Below are 2515 nucleotides of genomic sequence, written 5' to 3'. Positions count from 1 at the left end.
TTCTTTAACACCTGCTATTGTACTAAGATCAGATAATTGCACCGGAGATTCGAACTCAACCACTACTACCGATTGCCCCTTTCCTTTATTGAGGAGATTGGATAAGCTGTCATCAGCTACCAGTTTTCCCCGGTTTATCAATATTACCCGATCGCACAATGCCTGCACCTCCTGCATGATATGGGTTGAAAATATTACGGTCTTATTGATACTGATGTCTTTAATTAGTTTTCTTATCTCCAGGATCTGGTTAGGGTCAAGACCAGAAGTGGGTTCATCCAAAATTAAAACTTTAGGATTATGAATAAGCGCTTGCGCCAGGCCAACACGCTGGCGATATCCTTTTGATAATGCTTCAATCTTTTTATTCTGCTCCCGCTGCAATCCACATAGCTCTACCATTTCCTCTACCCTTGCTCTTAAATACTTTCCGGATAAGCCGTAAACATTACCCACAAAGCTGAGATATTCATGTACATACATATCTAGATAGAGCGGGTTATGCTCGGGTAAGTACCCTATCATCTTCTTTACTGTTATAGGGTGAGCAACCACATCAACCCCACCCACTACTACTGTACCACTTGTTGGAGGAATATAGCTGGTGGTAATTTTCATTGTTGTTGATTTGCCCGCGCCGTTGGGTCCCAGAAATCCTACAACCTCACCCTCAGCAACACGAAAAGAAAGAGAGTCAACAGCTGTCTGCTGACCGTATATCTTGGTTAAATTCTCTACACTTAATGACATGCTAAGATCAAAAGTAGCAATATAGTCGAAATTACAGCGCCTGTATTTTATTAGCGTTCCGATAGGCCGTACCTAAGTTGTTAAAATTTGTTAATTCCTTACAAGGGGTCACTAAATTGAAATAACCCCTATTAATCACCGTTGAAATCATACTTTAATTTAAGAAATTGCAATAAAATTCTAATTGCTATGCGTCTAATCCTCACAACGCTTATTTTCATTGCCACGCTTACTTGCCTGGCTCAACCAGGGTACAAAATCCAGTTCAAAGTTAAAGGGCTAAAAGATACAACTGCTTATCTCGGATATTATTATGGTGAAAGCACCTTTATTAAGGACACCGCTAAAGTTGATGCCCTGGGTAATTTTACTTTTGATGGAAAACAAACTCTCCCCCAGGGAGTTTATTTTCTGGTAATGAATAAGATCAGGTTATTCGAAATGGTTGTTGGTACTAATCAACGGTTTTCCCTTACCACCAGCACTGACGATTACGTCAAAAACATCGTTGTAACGGGTGACCAGGACAATAAACTTTTCTTTGAGAACATGATCTTCAATATGGAGCGGCATAAAGAAGCTGAACCATTTATTAAAGTACTTCAGGACAGCACCCTTAAAGAAGATCAGAAGAAGAATGCAAGAGAAGCATACAACAAGATAAACGATAAAGTAATGGCTTATCAGGATAACGTAATTACAAAGTATCCTGGAACAATTACAGCAAAGATCTTTAAGGCAAACAAACCTGTTAAAATTCCTGATGCCCCAAAATTAGCAAATGGTGCTATTGATTCTACGTTTCAGCTTCGCTGGTACCGCCAGCATTTCTTCGACAATTTTGATCTTGCTGATGACGCCATGATAAGAATGCCTCGTCCTATGTATCAGGAGAAGATCAATGAATATCTGGATAAGTTATATGCCCCCATCCCGGATTCATTGAAGAAGGCCATTGAATTTGTAATTTCCAAGGCAAAGAAAAACCAGGAGACCTACAAATATGCTGTATGGATATGTGTGATCAAGTATCAGACTCCAGAAATCATGGGGCTTGACGAAGTATATGTTCATCTCTATGATAAATTCTTCGCTACCGGCGAAATGAACTTCTGGGTAAATGAAAAACTCAACAAGAACCTGAAAGATCATGCTGACAGACTAAGAAAAAGCCTTGTTGGTAAAACCGGTCCCAACCTTATCATGCAAGACAGCAACTTCAAACCGAAGTCTATGTATGATATTAAGAACCGCTATACCATACTTTTCATCTTCGATCCTGATTGTGGGCACTGCAAGGAAGAGACACCTAAGCTTGTAAATTTCTACAACACAAATAAAAAGAAGTTCGATGTTGAAGTATTCGCAGTTAGCGCCGATACTTCCATGGCTAAAATGCGCGATTACATCAAAGAAATGAAGATGCCTTGGATCACTGTAAATGGCCCACGTACTTACGTTGGCCCTTATAGCGATCTGTATGATGCCCTAACAACGCCTAGCCTCTACGTGTTAGATAGTCGTAAAAAAATTATCGGCAAGAAGATTCCCGCAGAAAAACTTGAAGATTTTCTAACACATTACGAAAAAATAGAGAAAAACAAGGCTACAGCTGGCAAGCTTTAATCGGAAGTGTAAAATTTCCTGTTAGCAACAGTACACATCCGCCGTTATTTTTATACCATTAAAATGGGTGTTTGCCCCATATTTATTTATTTAAATTCCATAGTTTCAGCCATTTATGTAACCGTTTAATAAATTTTTT

At 39.2% G+C, this 2515-nt stretch carries 2 protein-coding genes; one reads left to right on the top strand and one right to left on the bottom strand.

All coding sequences use genetic code 11. The features are described from left to right. A partial coding sequence (locus KK060_RS24725; RefSeq protein WP_254157947.1) for an ATP-binding cassette domain-containing protein occupies positions 1–750 on the bottom strand: 750 nt, incomplete at its 3' end. Positions 751–939: 189 nt separating this feature from the next. Here KK060_RS24725 and KK060_RS24720 point away from each other — a divergent pair. Continuing rightward, complete coding sequence (locus tag KK060_RS24720; protein WP_254157945.1) at positions 940–2376, top strand: redoxin domain-containing protein; 1437 nt, start codon at positions 940–942, stop codon at positions 2374–2376. Positions 2377–2515 lie beyond the last annotated feature (139 nt).

Source organism: Chryseosolibacter indicum (assembly GCF_018598585.1).
Lineage (GTDB): Bacteria > Bacteroidota > Bacteroidia > Cytophagales > Cyclobacteriaceae > Chryseosolibacter > Chryseosolibacter indicus.
The sequence above is the reverse complement of the archived record's forward strand: the minus strand, read 5'-3'. Positions and strand labels throughout refer to the sequence as shown.

Bases quoted from the DNA above. Each gene is read 5' to 3' on its own strand.
- KK060_RS24720 (WP_254157945.1), top strand. From the start codon at position 940: ATGCGTCTAATCCTCACAACGCTTATTTTCATTGCCACGCTTACTTGC.